Annotated in this window: 16 protein-coding genes and 1 pseudogene; 9 read left to right on the forward strand and 8 right to left on the reverse strand. The window is 65.2% G+C overall.

Annotated elements, in window-relative coordinates:
• Positions 1–470: 470 nt before the first annotated feature.
• On the reverse strand, positions 471–6,272 hold the full coding sequence (locus tag BM013_RS38580; RefSeq protein WP_143098490.1) for an autotransporter outer membrane beta-barrel domain-containing protein: 5,802 nt from the start codon (positions 6,270–6,272) through the stop codon (positions 471–473).
• 317 nt (positions 6,273–6,589) lie between these two features.
• Between BM013_RS38580 and BM013_RS38585 the strand changes: the two genes are divergently transcribed.
• Together BM013_RS38585 and BM013_RS38590 are read left to right on the forward strand one after the other, a co-directional pair.
• Positions 6,590–6,808 carry a hypothetical protein gene (locus BM013_RS38585; RefSeq protein ID WP_093135677.1) on the forward strand — a complete coding sequence of 73 codons (219 nt, stop codon included), beginning with the start codon at positions 6,590–6,592 and terminating at the stop codon, positions 6,806–6,808.
• A gap of 396 nt (positions 6,809–7,204) precedes the next feature.
• Positions 7,205–8,650, forward strand: a complete 1,446-nt coding sequence (locus tag BM013_RS38590) for an IS1182 family transposase (protein ID WP_093135680.1) — start codon at positions 7,205–7,207, stop codon at positions 8,648–8,650.
• 596 nt (positions 8,651–9,246) lie between these two features.
• Here BM013_RS38590 and BM013_RS38595 read toward each other — a convergent pair.
• Entirely contained in the window at positions 9,247–9,912 is a 666-nt protein-coding gene (locus BM013_RS38595) for a trimeric intracellular cation channel family protein (protein ID WP_256221881.1), read from the reverse strand.
• Complete coding sequence (locus BM013_RS38600; protein WP_093135682.1) at positions 9,909–11,174, reverse strand: M20 family metallopeptidase; 1,266 nt, start codon at positions 11,172–11,174, stop codon at positions 9,909–9,911. The genes BM013_RS38595 and BM013_RS38600 overlap by 4 nt, the downstream gene beginning before the upstream one ends.
• Before the next feature lie 372 nt (positions 11,175–11,546).
• Between BM013_RS38600 and BM013_RS38605 the strand changes: the two genes are divergently transcribed.
• The 7 genes and pseudogenes from BM013_RS38605 (at position 11,547) to BM013_RS38630 (ending at position 15,174) form a co-directional block, all read left to right on the forward strand.
• The gene (locus BM013_RS38605) at positions 11,547–12,023 is read left to right on the forward strand and encodes an IS66 family transposase zinc-finger binding domain-containing protein (RefSeq protein WP_093135685.1); all 477 of its coding nucleotides are present in this window, start codon (positions 11,547–11,549) and stop codon (positions 12,021–12,023) included.
• A 161-nt stretch (positions 12,024–12,184) separates the two neighbouring features.
• Positions 12,185–12,472 carry a helix-turn-helix domain-containing protein gene (locus tag BM013_RS42290; protein WP_143098491.1) on the forward strand — a complete coding sequence of 96 codons (288 nt, stop codon included), beginning with the start codon at positions 12,185–12,187 and terminating at the stop codon, positions 12,470–12,472.
• Positions 12,364–13,035, forward strand: a pseudogene (locus tag BM013_RS38610) (TolC family protein); the annotation flags it as partial. The gene BM013_RS42290 and the pseudogene BM013_RS38610, both read left to right, overlap by 109 nt.
• 50 nt (positions 13,036–13,085) lie before the next feature.
• Positions 13,086–13,292: a hypothetical protein gene (locus tag BM013_RS38615; protein WP_143098492.1), complete on the forward strand. Its 207-nt coding sequence runs from the start codon at positions 13,086–13,088 to the stop codon at positions 13,290–13,292.
• A gap of 154 nt (positions 13,293–13,446) precedes the next feature.
• Positions 13,447–13,701, forward strand: a complete 255-nt coding sequence (locus BM013_RS38620; protein WP_093135690.1) for a hypothetical protein — start codon at positions 13,447–13,449, stop codon at positions 13,699–13,701.
• 793 nt (positions 13,702–14,494) lie between these two features.
• Positions 14,495–14,761, forward strand: a complete 267-nt coding sequence (locus BM013_RS38625) for an antitoxin (protein WP_093135692.1) — start codon at positions 14,495–14,497, stop codon at positions 14,759–14,761.
• Complete coding sequence (locus BM013_RS38630; RefSeq protein ID WP_093135695.1) at positions 14,758–15,174, forward strand: type II toxin-antitoxin system VapC family toxin; 417 nt, start codon at positions 14,758–14,760, stop codon at positions 15,172–15,174. The genes BM013_RS38625 and BM013_RS38630 overlap by 4 nt, the downstream gene beginning before the upstream one ends.
• Before the next feature lie 158 nt (positions 15,175–15,332).
• Here the strand turns inward: BM013_RS38630 and BM013_RS42050 are convergent, their stop codons facing one another.
• The 5 genes from BM013_RS42050 to BM013_RS38645 all read right to left on the reverse strand — a co-directional run.
• Entirely contained in the window at positions 15,333–15,602 is a 270-nt protein-coding gene (locus tag BM013_RS42050) for a hypothetical protein (protein WP_256221882.1), read from the reverse strand.
• Positions 15,545–16,264 (reverse strand): prephenate dehydratase domain-containing protein, encoded by a 720-nt coding sequence (locus BM013_RS42055; protein ID WP_256221883.1) that lies wholly within the window; start codon positions 16,262–16,264, stop codon positions 15,545–15,547. The genes BM013_RS42050 and BM013_RS42055 overlap by 58 nt, the downstream gene beginning before the upstream one ends.
• A 29-nt stretch (positions 16,265–16,293) precedes the next feature.
• Positions 16,294–16,644 (reverse strand): zincin-like metallopeptidase domain-containing protein, encoded by a 351-nt coding sequence (locus tag BM013_RS42060; RefSeq protein ID WP_256221884.1) that lies wholly within the window; start codon positions 16,642–16,644, stop codon positions 16,294–16,296.
• Positions 16,533–17,291, reverse strand: a complete 759-nt coding sequence (locus BM013_RS38640; protein ID WP_256221885.1) for an ArdC-like ssDNA-binding domain-containing protein — start codon at positions 17,289–17,291, stop codon at positions 16,533–16,535. Before BM013_RS38640 ends, BM013_RS42060 begins: the two co-directional genes overlap by 112 nt.
• An 828-nt stretch (positions 17,292–18,119) precedes the next feature.
• On the reverse strand, positions 18,120–18,780 hold a 661-nt coding region (locus BM013_RS38645; protein ID WP_143098493.1), incomplete at its 5' end, for an acyl-CoA dehydrogenase C-terminal domain-containing protein.

Genomic DNA, 18,780 nt, shown 5'->3' on the forward strand with positions numbered 1-18,780 from the left:
AAGCCGAAGTCCCGAAGGGAAGGCCATCGCTGCTGGAAGCCCCGACTTACCCCGGGCGCACCAGTGGGTTATGTGACGCGCATCACCGGGAAGGTCTTGGAGGAATCAGCCATTGCGGGGCATCGCAACTTGTTCTTGCCCTCGCCGAGCCCAGCAACAAGCTCATACGTGTATGGCGGCTCGGATGTCACAGGGACGCCGTTGTTTGAAGTTCCTGGTGAGTTCTATGCTCTCGTCTACGCGCGAATCGGAGCCTTGTTTGGACCTGACGCGGTGGACGCCGCTGGCGAACGCACGGTTACGTACAGTGGCCGTCCGTTTGCAATCTCCCTCGAGCCGGCCTCGAGAAGTGGCACGACGCTCGGCATTCGTCCGGCCGGCGAAGTTGATGCCGGTGCTGGTGAGGCTGGATGACGCCCCCCCGGCCAGAAGCTGCCCCTCGCGCAAACGATGCGCTAAATATGCTGCGCCTACCATCTCACTCGCACGCCTAAGGAGCCGTTGACCGAGCCCTTCACTTTGGCGTTGCCACCCGAGGCCCACAGCTTGCCGAGCTCGCCATAGAGGCTGGTCGAAGGGCTCAACGCCAGTGTGAAGCCGCCTGCCAGTTCACTGCTCGTGCCGCCCGTAGGCGCTGCGATGTCGGTGGTGGTGGCGCCGTTCACGAAGCGCGCTATGTCCGCGCCGCTCGAGGTCTTGTAGACGTTGAAGCGGCCATACGGCTGCAGCGTGCCCATGCCGGTGTCGATCTTGCCTTTGAGGCGCACGCCTGCGCGTGCGATCCAGCCGCTGTCGGCCTGCGGCTGCACCACCGCACCCGTGATGACGGAGTTGTCCAGGTCCAGGTGCTGGTGAATCAGTTGCAGCTGCGGCTCGACGCTCCAGCCACTGGCGCCCAGCGCAAAGGCCTGGCCCACCTCGATGGAGCCCAGCAGGCTGTTGCCCTTGCCGCCGGTGCCCACGCTGAGCAGCGGCTCGACCGTGTAGCGGTGGCGGCCAGCCTGCACTACGGCATCGGCGTAGAAGCCGCTGTCCGCGGTGTAGGTGCCGTAGATGCCCACGTACTGGCTGCGCAGGTCGTTGCGGCCTACGGCCAGGTTCTCGATGCCGCTGGCAAAGCCTCTGACGCGCGCGTCACCGTCGAGCTGGCCGACGTACAGGCCGGCTCGCCAGTTCGATGTGGCCAGCAGATCGGTGCCGGCCTGGAAGCCGGCGAGGCGACCCTTGCTGTTCGGAGACACGGCTCCGCCTTGCTGGATGTCGATGTCGGAGGAGAGCACGCGGGCCCAAGCGCGGCGATCGGAGCCGGTCGGCGTGGTTGCGCTGCCCCTCACGTCGTCGTCGCCCACGCGCTTGCGCAGGTCGCCCAGCATCGAGAGGTTGCCTTGGCGCAGCTGGCTCGGCAGTGGGGCGAAGAGTGACGCTTCGGGCCGGTAGGTGATCGCCGACAGGACAGGCGTGGTCGCGGAGGGGATGCTCGAGCGCAGGAACCAGTTCTCGCCCGCGCCGGCAGCGTCGGCCGCGTACAGGCGGTACTCGTAAGCGCCCGCGTCGACATGGCCGCCAGTCAGCGAGAAGGCGTCCTTCGTGGTCTGCGCGGTGGTGGTGGCGCCGCCTTGCGCTGTGACCACCTCGATGCCGTTGCCCACCGTGAGCGCGCCCAGGCCGCCGAGATTGGTGACCTGCACGCTCGTCTTGCCGCTGGCGGTGCCGCCGTTGATGACGAGGCGGTCGGACGGGCCGGTGCCGCTGAGTGCGGTGCCGACCTTCAAAATGCCGTTATTGCCGACGTAGTTGCCGTTGACGGTGAGCGTGGTTCCCGCCGTGGTGCCGAGCAGCGACACGGTGCCACTGTTGGCGAGCGAGGCCACGCTCTGGTTGAGGCCTGCGAGGTCGAGCGTGGCGCCGACGGCCACGGAGTGCGCCGATGCCGCGCTGAAGCTGTTCGCCGCACCCGCCTTCAGCGTGCCCTGGGCGACGTTGGTGGCGCCGGTGTAGGTGTTGGCGCCCGAGAGCGTCAGCGTGCCGCTTCCCTGCTTGGTGATGAAGCCACCGCCAGTGATCGCGCCCGCCAGCGTGGCGCTGAATGTGCCGGTGTCGATGATTGGGTCGTTCTGGCCCGTGAGCTTCACGGCGTTTGCGAGCACGACACCATCGGCGCTGAAGCCCAGCGTGGTGTCGTCGTCCATCGACAGCGCGCCGGTGCCCAGCGCCTGGCTGTGGCCAACGTTCAGGCGGCCCTGGTGCAGTGCGGTACCGCCGGTGTAGCTGTTGGCCCCCGACAGCGTGAGCGTGCCGCTGCCGACCTTCACCAGCGAGCCGCCGGTGCCCGCGCCGGGCTGGACGAACTGGCTGCCCTTGTCGCTGATGCCGCCGGCGATCACGTCGTCGGTGTTGGCGCGCCCGAGCGTGAGCTGCGTGGCCCCCAGCACCAGCGAGCCCGCGCCCGAAAGCGCGCCGAACTCGACGCCTCCGACGACCGTGGAGCCCGACACGTCGACCACGCCGCCCGCCGCGTTGGCGATGCTGGCCTTTGAGGCCGACGCGGTGTCCCCGAAACGCACCAGGCCGCCGCTCTGGTTGACGATCTGCGCGGTGCCGGCCGATGCCGCACCCACGAAGCTCAGCAAACTGTTATCGCCGTTGATGATGGTGGCGCTGCCCGCGCTGGCGTTCTGCTGGAAATACACCGTGCCGCCCCGGTTGGCGATCGTGGACGTGGCCGCGGTGCTGGTGTCGCCGAACTGCAGCGAGTTGACGCCGCCCGCCTGCCAGCCTGCGCCATTCACGAAGAGCTTCGACGATGCCGCGGTGGAGTCCTGCGTGAACGACAGCAGGTGGCCCGTGTCGGGGTTGCCCGCGCGGCCCACGCTGTAGCCGTTGGCGCCGGCGCTGGACCCGCTGGCGAATACGATCTTCGTGCCGCTGCCCTGCTGCTGCACTGCGCCGGTGCCCAGGGTGCCCCCGCCGACGATGCTGATGCTGGCGCCGCCCTGCACCGTAGTGCCGCCTTCGTAGGTGTTCGGCGTGTTGAATGACAGGGTTCCACCGGCGCCTGTGACGGTCAGCGCGCCCTTGCCGCCAACGCCGCCCAGGAAGGCGAGCAGGTTGGTGCTCAGGTCCAGCGTGCCGCCGGCCGCGCCGAGCGTGACGCTGCGCCCGGACACCAGCGCCGCCGTGCCCGCCGCGATGCGCAGCGCGCCGCCGTCGAGCGTGAGGCTGCCGCTTGCAGCGCCAAGGTTGGCGTCCGACGAAATCTCCAGCGCGCCAGCGCGCACCGTCGTGCCGCCGGTGTAGGTGTTGGCGCCTTGCAGCGTGAGCGTGCCGGCCCCTGTCTTCGCCAGGCCGTCGCTGCCGGCGATGACATTGGCGAGGGTGGCGTTCCAGCTGGCGCTGGCAGCGCTGCCGTCGCCCACGCGCACCTCCACGGGGCCCAGTGAAGCGGGATCGGCCACCAGCGTCAGCGCGTCGCCGGACAGCACATAGCCGTTGCTCGCGAACTGAAGGCCGCTGGCCGACACGGCACCGCCGGATTTATCGACCACCACGCTGCCGGCTGCGCCGCCGAAGATGGCGAAGCCGGGCTGCGGCTGCATGACCGACGTGACCGAGCCCTGCGCGTCGGTCCAGCTCGGCTGCGCCAGGCTCCAGATCCCGCTGCCGCCGCCGAGTTGCGTCGGGCTGGCCAGGCCGTTGGCGTTCCAGAAATTCAGCACCTGGTTGGGATCGAAGCTGATCAGGTTGACCTGCTTGCTGCCCGCGAGGTACTGGAGCGCGAAGCTGCCGACCGGCACCGTGCCCAGCGCGATGCCGCCGTTGCTTTGCGTAAGTGCGTTGCCGTAGCTGAACAGGTTGTAGAGGCCCCGGCCCATGGCCCCGGAGTCGGTGATGTTCAGGGTGGCACCGTTGAGTGCCAGGTCGCCGCCGACCACGACGCTGTCGCTCAGCCCCGGCACCGACGAGCTGCTGCCTGCCGCGCCAAATTCGAAGTCGAGCACGCTGCCCTTGGCCAGGGTCAGGTTGCCGTCGATCGAGAGGGTGCCCAGGGAGTTGCCCGGCGACAGGTGCGCGCCTGAATCGATCGCCACGTTGCCGCCGATGCCGCCGTGGCCGCCCAGGGTGGCACCGGCGCTCACGCTCACCGCGCCCTCGACGCGCGCGCCCGACTTTGTGGCGTCGCTGCCCACCACCAGCTTGCCCGCGCTCACGTTAGTGAGGCCGGTGTAGGTGTTGGCGCCGTCGAGCCACAGCGTGCCGCTGCCCTGCTTCACCAGTGAGCCGCCCACGCCTTCGATGACGCCGGAGAAGGTCGACGGGCTGCCTGCGTTCGTGCCTGTCGCCAAGGTCTTGCCGCCGAGCTGGACCGTTCCCGCGCCGGACAGCTCTCCGATCGTCGTGCCAGCGCCGAGCAGCCCCGACAGCCCGAAGGTGCCGCCAACGGCGACCGTCATGCTTCCCGTGCCCGCCAGCGAGCCGCCGCCGGTCAGCTGCAGCGCGCCCTGGTTGACCACCGTGCCCGCCGTGTAGCCGTTGACACCGCTCAGGGTGAGAGTGCCGGTACCTTGTTTGACGAGCGAACCGGTGCCGCCGATGCTGCCGGCGAAGCTGGTGCTGATGTTGTTGGCGCCGACCTGCAGCGACTTGGCGCCCAGCGCTACCGTGCCCGCACCGGCGAGAGAGCCGATGCCGGTGCCCGAGCCGGTGATGGCCTGCACGTCGAAGGTGGCGCCTGCGTCCACCATGACCGCACCGGTGCTCGACAGTGAGCCGGTGCCCGCCAGCGCCAGCGTGCCGCCACTGACACTCGTGCCGCCGGTGTAGGTGTTGGCACCTCGCAGCGTCAGTGTGCCGCTCCCGACCTGGGCGATACCGCCCGCACCTTCGACCACCCCGGAAAAATCGCCGGCCGCCACACCCACCGTGGTGGTGGCCAGTGTCCCGGTGCGCAGCGTTCCGCCGCCGCGCAGGTTAGCGATGGGAACGGCGGAGGACGCTCGGTCGTTCAGGTCGAGTACCGCGCCCGCGGCGACCGCGGTCTCCGGGGCCGCATTCGCCAGGAAGGCAAAGAGTGGGCCCGTGATGCGCAGCGTGCCGTAGTTCACCCGGATGCGGCCTGGTGTCGAATAGCCGCCCGAGCCCGAGGCCAGCGCCACGATGCCGGTCTGGCCCGGGGCGCCCACATTGAAGTCCGCATTGAACCAGAGCGGCCCGGCCAACTCCAGGGTCGTGCCCGTCGCGGCCGATACCGTCGCAGGCCCCGCAAGCGTCAGCTGGTTGTTCACCGTGGTGGAGGCGGTGCCACGCAGTTCTCCGTTTGAGAGCCTCACCTCGGAGGAGGAAAGGCCCAGCGCCGCGCTGTTGGCGATGGCGAGCACCCCCTGGTCGATCCGAGTGCCGCCGCTGTAGGTGTTCGCGCCGAGCAGGCTCAGCGTTCCTGCACCGGTCTTGACCAGTGCGCCGCTGCCCGACAGCGCCCCCGACAGCGTGGCGTTGTAGCCGTTGGTGTCGACCGTGGACGTGGTGCTGCTGAGCTTGGCCGGCATGGCGGCGGTGAGGTCGGCGTTGATAACCCGCAGCGTCCCGCCGGCGAAGTTGAAGACCCCGGTCGCGCCGGTCCCCACGTCGGGCATGGCACCCGCGCCCCCCAATTCCAGCGTGCCTCCATCGTTCAGGTTGAGTGTGCCCGCGCCACCTGGCCCGACGCCGATCTGCACCGCGTACCCATTGCCCGGCCCGCCGGCACCGGTAGTCACCCTGGCGCCATTGCCGATAGTGAACGTCCCGATGTCGTTGTAGCCCACCAGCAGGCCACCGGTGGACAGCAAGGTGTTCGCGCCGTCGACGGTCGAGACGCCGCTGCCATTGACCCCAAGGAAGGTCCGGCCCGCGAACAGCTGGCCTCCCGCACTCAGCGACAGGCTGCCGTCACCCCCGTATCCCACGACCACGAAGTTCGCTCGCGCCGCTTGAGCGTTCGCGCTGACCAGGACGCCGGACGGGGGGCCGATGCCGATGTACACGTCGTCGAACGCGGTGGGCAGGGCCCCGATGTCCCAGTAGGCCGGCGTGAACCAACTGCCCGAAGCGGGCCCGATCCAGGCGGTCTGCTGGGCCTGGGCTGGTGCGGCCGCCAGCCCGAGCAGCAACGCGACAGCCGCGCCCACCGCGAGCCCGGAGCCCGGCGCGCCGCCACGCGACGAACTGGCGGTCTCAGGAACGGCTTGGCAAGCGCCGGTGCGGCGATTGAGAACGAGTCGATGGGTACGGTTCATGAAGTTGAGCGCAACGGCCCTCACGCGTGATGACTGGAGACCAGGAACAGCAGCGCGCAAGCAATCAACTTCGCCACCCCCCTATATGTTTTGCTCGCATTGTTACGTGTACTAACAGGTTTTGTAAACACTTGGCCGAGCGCATGAGCGGGCTTATGACGGCATCGGCTTTGTCGTAGAACGCTTCGCGCCCGTTAAGTAAGGATTTGCCGAAGGCATCCATTGCTTCGTCGTTTTCGGGCGTCGGACTCGGTGGGCCAGCTGCGCAACGCGGCTCACGTGGTCTCGGGGGAGGCGCGCATCCAAGCCGTACGGCTATGAGCCATCAGCAACTCGTCGGCAAGCGCGGCGATACCTATTTGTGCACGCTGCTCATTCACGGCGCCCGCTCCGCGATCCTGGCCGCCCAGGGTATGCGACTCGTTACTTTTCTTGTCGACCAGATCGCTGACGATGGGACGGTGTATGGCTCGAACGACTACATCAACGTGCCAATTGGCACTGTGTATACGGAAATTATCTTGCAGAGGGGTTGATGGTGAACCGCCCGACCTATTCGACGTAGACTTGGAGGTGGTCGGGACCATCAATCTACGTTTGACGCAAGTCCACAACAAGTTCTTCCGAAGCCCGCTTGAAGCTATCCCCGCTGGACACGGCGCGGGCTTGACATTAGAAGGCAGTGGAATTCCAGCCTTAAAAATCGCCTTGGGAAACAAAAGGCCACGCGAAGACGTGCATCTTCGTACTGCCTTGCCCAGCTAAAGACTTGGGATTTGGCAGTCACCGACGGCGACGACCGAACCCAACAGTTCGGACGACCGCTCTTGAGCAGGAGCTACTTCCGCTTCGGGCCGAGGCTGTGTGAAAACCCTTCCCCAAATGCCAGTCCAAAAATAAAATGAGGTCACCCGTTTCTAGCGAGGTGGCCCATGAAGCGATTCATCGAAGGCGCAGACCGACACCAGGTCACGTTGTTGCCGGAATGCCTTGACGACTATGTCGACGAAGACAACCCGGTGCGCATCGTCGATGCGTTCGTCAACGAATTGAATCTAGGCGCTCTCGGCTTTGAGGGTGCAGACCCTGCGATCACTGGCCGCCCTGGTTATCACCCATCGGTTCTGCTCAAGCTCTATATCTACGGCTACCTCAATCGCATCCAGTCGAGCCGCCGGCTGGAGCGCGAAGCCCAACGCAACGTCGAACTCATGTGGCTTACCGGCCGCCTGACTCCCGACTTCAAGACCATTGCCGATTTCCGCCGCAACAACGGAAAGGGTATCCGCAACGTGTGCCGCAGCTTCATGGTGCTGTGCCGGCAAATGAAGCTCTTCTCGCAAGCCGTGGTGGCCATCGACGGCAGCAAGTTCAAGGCCGTCAACAGCCGCGACCGCAACTTCTCGCCGGGCAAGATCGACGCACGCAAGGAGCAGATCGAGCAAAGTATCCAACGCTATCTCGATGCACTGGAGACCGCGGACCGTGTTCAGCCCGCCGACTTCGAAGCCAAGACGGATCGCCTGCAGGAGAAGATCGGCAAGCTGCGCGAACAGATGCGGCAACTCGACAAAACGAAGGCGCAACTCAAGAGTGAACCGGGCCAGCAGCGCTCGTTAACGGACCCCGATGGGCGCTCGATGCTTCAGTCCGGCAAGAGCACAGGCATCGTTGGCTACAACGTCCAGACGGCGGTCGACGGTAAGCACCACCTCATCGTCGCCCACGAGGTCACGAACATCGGCAATGACCGAACTCAGCTGAGCAAGATGGCAGTGGCCGCACGCGAAGCAATGGGCAAGACCGAGGTGCAGGCCTTCGCGGATCGCGGCTACTTCAACAGCCTGGAGATCAAGGCCTGCGAAGACGCGGGCATCACTGCCTTCGTACCCAAGCCGATGACTTCCAACGCGAAGGCGCACGGGCGCTTCGGCAAGGCTGACTTCGTCTACATCAAGAAAGACGATGAATACCGTTGCCCTGCCGGGCAGCGAGCCGTCTTCCGGTTCAGCAGATTGGAGGACAACCTGGACCTGCGTCTCTACTGGTCCAGCGCCTGTCCAGGTTGCGCGCTGAAGGATCAGTGCACGACTTCATCCTTCCGACGCATCCGTCGTTGGGCGCACGAAGGCGTGATCGAGCGAATGCAGCAGCGCCTGGACCGCAAACCCGATGCGATGACATTGCGACGCTCGACCATCGAGCATGTGTTTGGAACGCTGAAACACTGGATGGGCTCGACGCACTTCCTGATGAAGACGATGGCTCACGTTGGGACGGAGATGAGTCTTCACGTGCTTGCTTACAACCTCAAGCGCGTGATGAGCGTATTGGGGATTGCGAAAATGATGAAGGGTATGCGGCTAGCGAGGGCATGAGCCTCTTCAGGCGCTCCTTCGCGCCTCCATGAGGTGCAGTGAAGGCCTCGCAGTCGATCTCAGATGCGTCTCGGCACCGAATGAAGTCCGTTGATCTCAGCACGTCGTCGTTCGCATGACGGCGTCGCACGTTTCTACACAGCCTCGGCCCATCTGAGACATTGGGCCTCGCCCAAAGCAGCCAGTCGCGCTACGCGCAAATCGGATTGCGCGAGCGGTGCCATTGAAGGTTGGCCCCCGGGCTTTTAAACGCAAAGGTTCATTGGTGTTCCGCAGCCAGCCGCTGCGGCAAGACGAACCGCACCAGTTCCTCCCCGGCCCAGTCGTTGAGTTCTCGAAAGTGCGTTCGAACACCCCACGGATCGAAGCATGTAGTCATGAATGAATCCAGCATCTTGAGCAGTCGCTTGTCGTGAATATGCCGGGTAGATCGCCCCTTTTTGCATCATTCCAAAGACCCTGCATCCACTGACGCAGCGTCATGGTGATTGCAGCATTCGGTATTGCGGGGTCTTTTGTCTCTCTCCACGTTGGCGCGGGTGTCAGATCAAAGCGTGAAGTCGTCATCGACCGTGGCGGGGCACCTTGCACGGTCTCTAGTCTGGAGCGTCGCCCTCGCGTTGAAAAGCACGCGGCAGGTTCCATTGGTAGCGCAGCGAGAGGTAACGCAGCGCGAAGCAGGTGGCCAAAGCGATCCAGGTGCGCCCGCTGGACAACCATCCCAGGCTCTGGCCAATCACCTCTATGCTGGCACCGACCAGCGCCGCCGACGCATAGATTTCACGCTGAAGAATTACCGGCACCCGATTGAGCAGCACGTCGCGCATCACACCACCGCCCACGGCCGTAACCACGCCCAGCAACAAGGCCACCTCCGTGTTGTGGCCAAAAATCAGGGCCTTCTGCGCACCGGTGACTGCAAATAGACCCAGGCCTATGGAGTCGAACAGCACAACCGGGTGCGCCAGGCGGACGACCAGCGGGCTTGCAGCGATCGTCATCAAGGCCGCCATCAGCGCGACGGCGAGGTAGCGCCAATCGGACAGGCCAGCTGGCGGCACCGCGCCGATGCACAGGTCGCGCAGCACGCCGCCGCCGCACGCGACCGTGAACGCTATGGCCACGACGCCGAACCAGTCCAGGCCGCGGTCTCGGGCCGCGACTGCACCGCTGATGGCAAAGGCGAAGGTGCCTGCCAGATCGAGGGCGGTGAACAGGCGGTGGTCGTTCAGGCCGGCAAGGGCCAATTCGTGGACGTTCATGCGCTGGGTTCGCACAGCCACGCGCTGGCGGCGGTCAGCATTGCCTGCAAGCCGGTCTCCAGCGTCGGGTGGATCTGTGGCGCGAACATCGGCGAGTGGTTGCTGGGAATCTTGTTGACGGTCTTGTCCTGCAGGGCTTTGGCGTACACCACCGGATCAGTGCCGCCCACAAACCAGAACACATAGGGCACGCCCCAAGTGCGCCCGAAGACGCTGAAGTCTTCGCTGGCCGAAGCCGGACCGGGCGCCAGCGAGGCGTTCTCACCAAACTGAATATCAAACGCTTTCGCTAGCTTTTGCGTAGCGACCAGATCGTTCTCGGTCATCGGGTAGCGGTTGATGGTGGTGAACTCCGGCGGCCGCTCGGCACCGGAGGCATCGCACTCGGCGCAGCAGATGCGGCGTATGGACTTGAGCATGTACTCGCGCGTGTCCTCGCTGAAGGTGCGTATGTTCAGCTTGATGGTGGCGTCGTCAGGGATGATGTTTTCTTTGGTACCGGCTTGCAGCGAGCCAATCGTGAGCACGGCCGGCTCCGACGGCGCGATCTCCCGTGAGACGATGGTCTGCAGGCGCAGCGTCGTCACGGCGGCCATGATCACTGGGTCGATCGAGGTTTGCGGCTGGGAGCCGTGTGAGCCGCGCCCGAACAGTTTGATCTTCAGACTTTCTGCGCCTGACAAGGTAACGCCGGGTCGGTAACTCACGGTGCCGGCCGCACCGACCATCACGTGTTGCCCCAGGATGATGTCGGGTTTCGGGAAGCGGCCTTCACCCCAGTCGCCCACCATGGCGTTGGCGCCTTCGGCGGTTTCTTCACCGGGCTGGAACACGACCATCAGCGTACCGCGCCAGGCGGTACGGTTCGTGGACAGAATGCGCGCGGCGCCAACCATCCAGGTCACGTGCATGTCGTGGCCGCAGGAGTGCGCAACGCCGACCTCAACACCGTCCACATCGCGCGCCTTCACGTTGCTGGCATAGGGCAGCCCGGTGTTCTCGGCCATCGGTAGCGCGTCCATGTCGGCGCGCAGCATCACGCTTGGGCCAGTGCCGTTCTTCATCACACAGACCACGCCCGTCACGCCGACGTTACGCGTCACCTCATAGCCCAGGCCCTGCATTGCGTCAGCGACGATCTTCGCAGTGCGAACCTCCTGCATGGACAACTCGGGGTGCCGATGCAGGTCTTGGTAGAGCGCTTCGAGTTCGGACATCAGCGTGGGTTCGGCGGAACCGAGCGCTTGGGTGAGAGCATTCATGGTGGATCCAGAAGTGACGGCGTAAGGGTGAACGAAGTCCGACAGAAAGCATGCTGGAGGGAATAGTAGGGCCCCGGCACGGCGATAACAAATTCGGGCCCTTTGCCGTCGTGCCGATCGCGCTGCGGATGCGGTGGCGGCAATGCGCACGGAGGCAATTTGATAGTCAGTCCGACAAAAAACCAGAAAATAAACAGGGCCAGAAGAGCCGCACGTGAATCGAAGTGTTAGCAGTGAGTCGCTGCACCACAAATTTTTGCAAATGGCCGAGTTCGGTCACGCAATCAGATGAAATAAGGCTGCCGAATTCGGCCGATCGGCGCCGCTATCGGCCCGTTGCCGAAGTTCGGAATCTCCCAAAGCGGCCGCTGAATGTGCTATCCGCGCCGCTGCGCTCGACTTGGTCGAAAGCCATTGATCGACGCAACAGCACGTTTCGGCAGGCGGCGTGGGGGCGGCGCCAGTTCAGAGGCGATGGACGCCGACCAGCGACGCCTGTTCGAGGAGACGATTGCCGAGGACGAGGCGAGCCTGCGCGCGCAGCTAGAGCAACTGCGTCTGCAAGCAGCGGCCGACGACGCCGGCAAGGCCAAGCCGAAGGAAGCACCTCATAAGCCGCGCCGTCAGGCTCTGCCCGAGCATATGCGCCGCGTCGAGCACCGCCACGAGCCCGACACCACTGACTGCCAGGAGCCCGGCTGCGGCCGCCCGATGACGCGCATCGGCGAGGACATGAGCGAGCGCCTGGACATCGTGCCGGCCGAGTTCTTCGTCCACCGCACATCTACGGCAAATGGGCCTGCCGCTGCTGCCAGGTCCTCAGGCATGCGTCCTCCATCCCGGAGCTGATCGAAGGCGGCATGGCCGCGAGCGGCCTCATCGCACACACGCTCATCAGCCGTACCGGCAACTCGCCAGTCAGACAGCCATGATGGCGGCACGACTTAAACCAACCGGCCTCCATGAAAGTGAACTGACCCCCAGAAGTTGGACAAACTTCAAAGGGTCCCATGAGGAAGTACGAAACAAAGTTCAAGCTCAAGGTCGTTGAGAGCTTTCTGGCTGGAGACGGTGGCGCGAAGCTACTCGCGCGGCGTTGGTCAGTGCCCGAGGAGAAGATTCGGACTTGGGTTAGTCACTACCGACTGCACGGAGTTGCCGGACTGCAGCCCAAACGCGGTGCCTACACCCGGGCACGAACCGGGCGGAATTGGCCGACCTGGGTGCCATCCCGGTCGCCCCGCAGATCACGGACGCGGGAACGCCGGGCGATTTGCTCAGGCGACGGCCCGACCTGATCGCGGCGGAGCGTCGCCTCGCGGCATCGAACGCACGCATCGGTGTCGCCATTGCCGAGTACTACCCCAAGCTTTCCCTGAGCGGCTTGATCGGTAGCGCGACATCGATGTCTGGTGGCAACCTCTTCACCAGCGGTGCCAGCCAAGCCGCCGGCGTGCTGGGCCTGCGCTGGCGCCTGTTCGACTTCGGCCGCATCAATGCGCAGATCGACCTTGCCAGGGGTCAGGATGCCGAATTGCTCGCCGCGTATCGGCTGGCCGTGCTGCGTGCCACCGAGGATGTGGAAAACGCTTTCTCGGCCTTGGTCAAGCGCGAGGAGCAAGCCAGCGTGCTCGCCCAGGGCGTGGACTCGCTCGGCCGCGCGCGAGGCGCTTCATTCGCGGCTTACCAGAAAGGCGTCGTCAGCCTCATCGAAGTGCTGCAGGCAGACGAAAACCTGCTGCGCGCTGCCGATGCGCGAGCACAAGCGCAGACCGAGCCGGCACGCGCCGCGGTCACCGCGTTCAAGGCATTGGGAGGTGGCTGGCAACCCATCGGAACCGACGCGGTTGCAACCCGATAGGTGCCGTCCGTGTCCGACCCTTTGCAAGCACTTGAACCGGGGAAATGAAAATGAGCGACGACCGCGGTGCCACGGAAAAGCCCGCGCCAGGCTTCTGGCGGAAATTGATGCTGGCGCTTGAAGGTATGGACCAGTCCTATGTCGTGGACCTGGAGTCGCGCATTCGCATGCTCGAAGTCGAGGTAGCTCGACTTGTTAAATTCGAAAGAATGCGTGGCAACTCCTCGGCGCACAGCGCTACGGGACCTACCCGATGAGACGCACCAGCAACGTTGGTCTATCGGCGCACGAAGGGCAGGCGCGCGGTTCACTTCGCGTCCTTGGACATATGCCCGACCAAGGGCGCCAGCGGCAAAGGGATCGACATTGAAGACCTGTTCGCCGTGTCGCTCTACCTCAAGTAACTTCAACATGACCTTCGCGGCGCAGCTTGGCGAGGGCAACGGTGTCGAAGAGGCGGCGCTTCCGGAAGGCGATCGCATCGTTAACCGGCTAGAGCGCTACCTGGACAACAAGAAGATCACGCTCCGCCCCTCAGGCGGCTACAACCACTACTTGGTCGCCAACAAGCTAGCCGCAAGTCCGCCCAAGACACTAGATGCGGCGACGCTCGCCTGCTTCCAGGCCTTGTTTTCGGCAGTGAACGGCGCGGTCAGCAACGACTAGATTCAGTCTCCTTGGCCCAAGCCGATCTAGGCGCACGCGACGGCGTGCGAATCTTCATGTTTGTGCGTTTGGTACAGGGGCGTCGCTCACTTCGCGAAATAGGCGCCTGGCCAATGGGCTTGGTCGAGAGACTCTAACGAGATGCTGAGGTTGCACTTGGAACGACCGCTGACTTCGGAAGCCGCCATTCAGGCTTTCGTTTCGAATGAATGACTGAGTACAGTCTAGATCAGTAACGAGGTCCATCAACATGCCGACAACGACCATCCGTCTTAGAGAGAGCTCAAGGCCCGCATCGCGCTGCGAGGTCGAGCAGGTCCTCGCATGCGTTCATTCTGGACGCGCTGTACGACATGGTCGAGCGCGGCGAATCGGACGAGGAAATGCATCGGATCGCAGACAAGCGATGGGCTGCGTTGCAGCGCACCGGCGAATCGGTCGAGTGGGAGGACGCTAAGGCTTATTTGAAGGCACGCGCGTCCGGCCAGCAACCTCGCCGGCCTCTGGCGCGCAGGCCGGGGCTCTGACCCATGGTCCGCATCGCTGTACCGCTACCCTGGCCGGGATCGAGACCGTCTTCATCCTGGCACTGCGAGCTCAGCGCGAGTCCGGGTTCGAGCACTGACCGAACGGCCGGCCCTCGAGCCTTGTTCGGCCGCGTCCCGACCAAAGGCGCTTGACGACGAAAGTCCTGGTCGGCACACGCAGCGTCGCAGTGTTTCGTGCTCCAGGGCCTTGACCTGGCGAGGTCATGTAGCTACATTAGTAGATACACCACCTGTCCGGAGTCATCGTGCAGCAATCTACCGCCAAACTCTTTGCCACCGGGGGCAGCCAAGCCGTACGCCTGCCCGCGGAATTCCGCTTCGACGGCACCACAGAGGTCTATATTCGACGCGACGACGCGACCGGCGATGTCATCCTGTCCAAACGCGCACCGGCGCACTGGCGTGCGTTCATGCAGATGCGGGAGCAACTGGGCATCGTTCCTCCAGACTTTCCGGACGCGCGCGAACAGAGCGAGCAGTTGCGCGACCCTTTCGAAGGCTGGAAGGAATGACGCTGTACATGCTCGACACCAACGCGGCGAGCGAAGCCATCCGCGGCAATCCGGTTTTCGATACGCGCTTGCAAGCCATGACCCCGGGGCAATGGTGCATCTCCGCCGTGACCTGTTCCGAACTGAGATTTGGCATCGCCCGACGTCCCGAGGCTGTGCGGCTGCATCGGATCGTGCAGGAGTTCCTGCGCATTGCGCCGGTTCTGCCTTGGGATGTTCACGCAGCGCTGCGACATGGCGATCTGCGTGCCCAGCTGAAAGCGGGCGGCACGCCCATCGGCGATTTCGACGAGATGATCGCTGCCCACGCGCTGGCGGTCGGCGCCGTCATCGTCACGGACAACACGAAGCATTTCGCGCGCGTACCTGGCCTGGTGCTGGATAACTGGCTTCGCGCGCCGACCGGGCGCTGAACCTGCGCCGGGCGACCGGGCCTTGGCCGGCCTCGCGCCAGATTACTTCGAAGCGCACGATGTGCATGAACGGAAGACGATGCGAGGCGACCGAGCCTCCGCTCAACCCGCGCTGGGCAGACCATTCGCCGCAAAGCGCTGCGGCGCCGCGCCCGCGTTCAATACCGCCTCGGGTAGGAGCCGAGAAGCCGGAACTCTGCACGGTCCGCCAGCAGCCTGGCGATTTCCGGCTGCGAGGCATGGCCCACGACGTCGATGACATAGCGGTGCCCATCCAGCGATCGCTTGCCCGGGCGTTCGTAGACTGCCAGGATCCGGGCCGATTGCGCGAGTGCCTGCAGCGATCGCTGAAAGCCTTCTTCGTCGACGGTCAGCAGCAGCGTCGTGTTGTCATGGCCGCTGGGTGCCGGGATCGCATGCCCCAGCACCCACCGCCGCTGGCCGCCGGCTGGCGTTCGACGTCCGGCATCTCCAGATCGAGCCAGAGCTTGACCTCCTCCAGCGCCACGGGGTGCGCGAGCACCGTGCGGATGTCCTCCTTGCGGGTGCCGGGCTTGGCCAGCAGGCTGTAGCCCAGTGCCTTCGGGTGCTCGCCCACCACATGCACCGTGTCCAGCGCCAGCACGTCGTCCAGATAGGGCGTGGCCCCGACCACCGACGTCGTGGCGGGCACGCAGGCTTTGGCGACGGTTTTCGCACGCAGGGCCTTGAAGAGCGCCTGCCTGCCGAGCGCGACCAGATGTGTGTCGCCGAACAGGTCCATGCAGGCCTGGTGAGTCCAACTGCCTGCCGGTCCCAGGTAGGCGATCTGGGCGCTGGTGATCGAGGAGACGCCCATGGCGAGCGTGGCCATCGTGACAGCGCAAAGGGAGAAGGTTTTCATGAGTTTGCACGGCACGGGCAACAAAAACGGTGGAGAGAAGCGCACGGGTCTCCAGCACACGCCGCATCGAGATCCCGGCGTTGGAGGCCCGCACGTCTTCACGATGGAGGCCGCGATGATCCGGACCGCGGGCGTGCTCCGCAACGCGTGCGCGACATGCGCTTTCCCGAAGGCCGCCATGCCCGAAATCCCGGTGCTGGCAGCCATCGCGTTGCATGACGCGAAACAAACCTGCGTCACGCCCGAATGCGCGCCGGCAGGTCCCGAGATCGTCGACGACCTTCATGCATCCTCAGCGCTCGCTGCGGACTCCCCAAGTGCAGGCATCTCCCGCGCTGCGATGAACGCGAAGGCCTCCTCCGCAAGACGCGCCGCCGTGAAGATCGCCGTGCGGTCGCCCCCAGCACCTGCAGCCAGGCGTCGATGTAGGCCGCATGCCCTTCCACCGTGGCATCGACCAGCCCGCAGTGCCCCATCACGAACGCACTGCCCAGCTCGGCCACCAATTCCTCGAAGGCATAGGCCGCATCGCCGAATCGTTGCCCGAAGCGCCGGTTCGACCGGTCGGGATGCCCGGCCCAATGCACCAGCTCGTGCAGCGCCGTCGCTCACTGCGCCTCGGGGCTCGTGAACTGCCGCGGCCACGGCAGCCGGATCTCGTCGAGCGCCGGCAGGTACGCCGCCCGGTCGAAGCGGTGGCGGATCGCGTCGCATTGCAGCCCCCCAGCAGCCGCACCGCCCGCTCGACTGGCGCCTGCACGCTCGCCGCTGGCGCAACGACACCGAGGTCCATCACTTCGAGCGGCAGCCCGTCGATCTGCGCCACGTTGAACAGCCAGAACGGCAAGCACAGCAGCACGCCGGCACGGGCACCGGCACCCGCAGTCATCGCCTCCTCGTCCGTCCCGCCTTGCGAGAGGACGTCATCGGCATCGCCGCGACGCTCGCGCGCCCTGCGCTCGAAGTGTGCGCACAGCACGCCGCGCTCGCCCTTGAGTACCTGGGCACCAAGGCTCTGCGCCTGCCGGTAGGTCAGCCAGACATTGGACGCATACCCTTCCTCCATCGCCGCGTCCCAGAGCAGCAGCACATTCGCACCGCGGTCCGGCGCGCCGGTCTTGCCATTGCGCGGTACCCCGCGCGCCGCGGCCCGCGTCCAGCGTTCGCGGAACACCGAACCTCCCTTCTCCAGTATCGCAATGATCCGATCCGTCACGACCTGCCGCACATCCATGCGGTGCCGCCCCCGCGCCGCGGTGCTGCGGATCCGTCCAGACCCCCACCTGCTTGGGGTGAGTCCTGGGGGGGACGGGGTGAACGTCCGTGGCTGTCGGGTTGCCCCGGTTTTGCGGGCTGCCCGCATCGCGCAGGCTGGAAGTCGAATTGGCGTGCGTGGCTGAGCCTTTCTGCGGCATATGCCGCAGTGGTTGAACATCTGCTTTCGGAGCCGCCTCGACGCATGGACAGCGCGCGACAAGGGCCGATGTCCAAGGACCGCCCGCAAGCGGCAGCCGAGCGCGGCGAGGACCGGGTGAGGACGGTAGCGAAGCCCGAGCCCTGTACAACGGCCCGAGCGCGCTGTGCGTCGGCCAAGAGGCGGCTCCGAATGCAGAGGCACCGCGGACGGGCCGCGGGCACATGCAGGCACCGCCATCACGTGCAGCCCCTGCGAGGCGCTCCAAGGTCTCCACCCTGCACTTCTTTCAACGCAAGCTGCGCATTCGCATCGTAGCTCACGTCGCATACGTCGAGGTCGCCCGAGATGCAAGCGGCTTTGGCTGGGCCTCGCCGATCAAGGTGAGCGGCGTTCATCGTGAGTATTCAAAGCTGAGCCGCTTCCTCCTTGAGCGGAGGTAAAGAGCGCTCTGCATCTCGTGCAGCCCATTAGGCAGGCAGCAGTGAGAGCCAAACCACGATAACCCACAGGCACGTAAACACTTGATTACCGCCGGTTGGCACAACTCGTGATGAAACTCCGTGATTCGCGGGGGGAAATAAGTCGGAATCTACCAAGACGAGGAGTTCATGTTTGGCAGTAGGAGTTTCCTGCACATCGTTACCGTCAGTACATGACAGTTGGTAGCGCATTCACGCTCTCGGCGCCGTCGACGATGCTGTCGCGAAGGCCCGGCACCTTGTTCAGGATGTGCTCGGCATAGAAGCGCGCGGTGGCGATCTTGGCCAGCATGAAGTCGGTGTCGAAGCTGCGCGAGGCGAGGTCCTGCGCAATGATCAGCGAGCGCGCCAGCTGCCAGCCGGCCACCAGGTTGCCCGCGAGCATCAGGTAGGGCACGCTGCCCGAGAACACCGCGTTGGGCGAAGCCTTGGTCTGGCCCGCGACGAAGTCGACCACGTCGATGAACGCCAGGCGCGCGGCCGTCAGGCGCTTGCGCACGGCGGCGGCTGCGGGGTGGTCGCTCTTGGCGAGCTCGGCTTCGGTCTTCTCGATCTGCGCGGCGATAGCCTTGGCCGTCTGGCCGCCGTCGCGCGCCGTCTTGCGGCCCACGAGGTCGTTGGCCTGGATGGCGGTGGTGCCTTCGTAGATCGTCAGGATCTTCGCGTCGCGGTAGTACTGCGCCGCGCCCGTCTCCTCGATGAAGCCCATGCCGCCGTGCACCTGCACGCCCAGCGAGGTCACCTCCAGGCTCATCTCGGTGCTGTAGCCCTTCACCAGCGGCACCATGAATTCGTAGAAGGCCTGGTTCTGCTTGCGCGCATCGGCG

The organism is Variovorax sp. OK605, assembly GCF_900115445.1.
Classification (GTDB): domain Bacteria; phylum Pseudomonadota; class Gammaproteobacteria; order Burkholderiales; family Burkholderiaceae_C; genus Variovorax.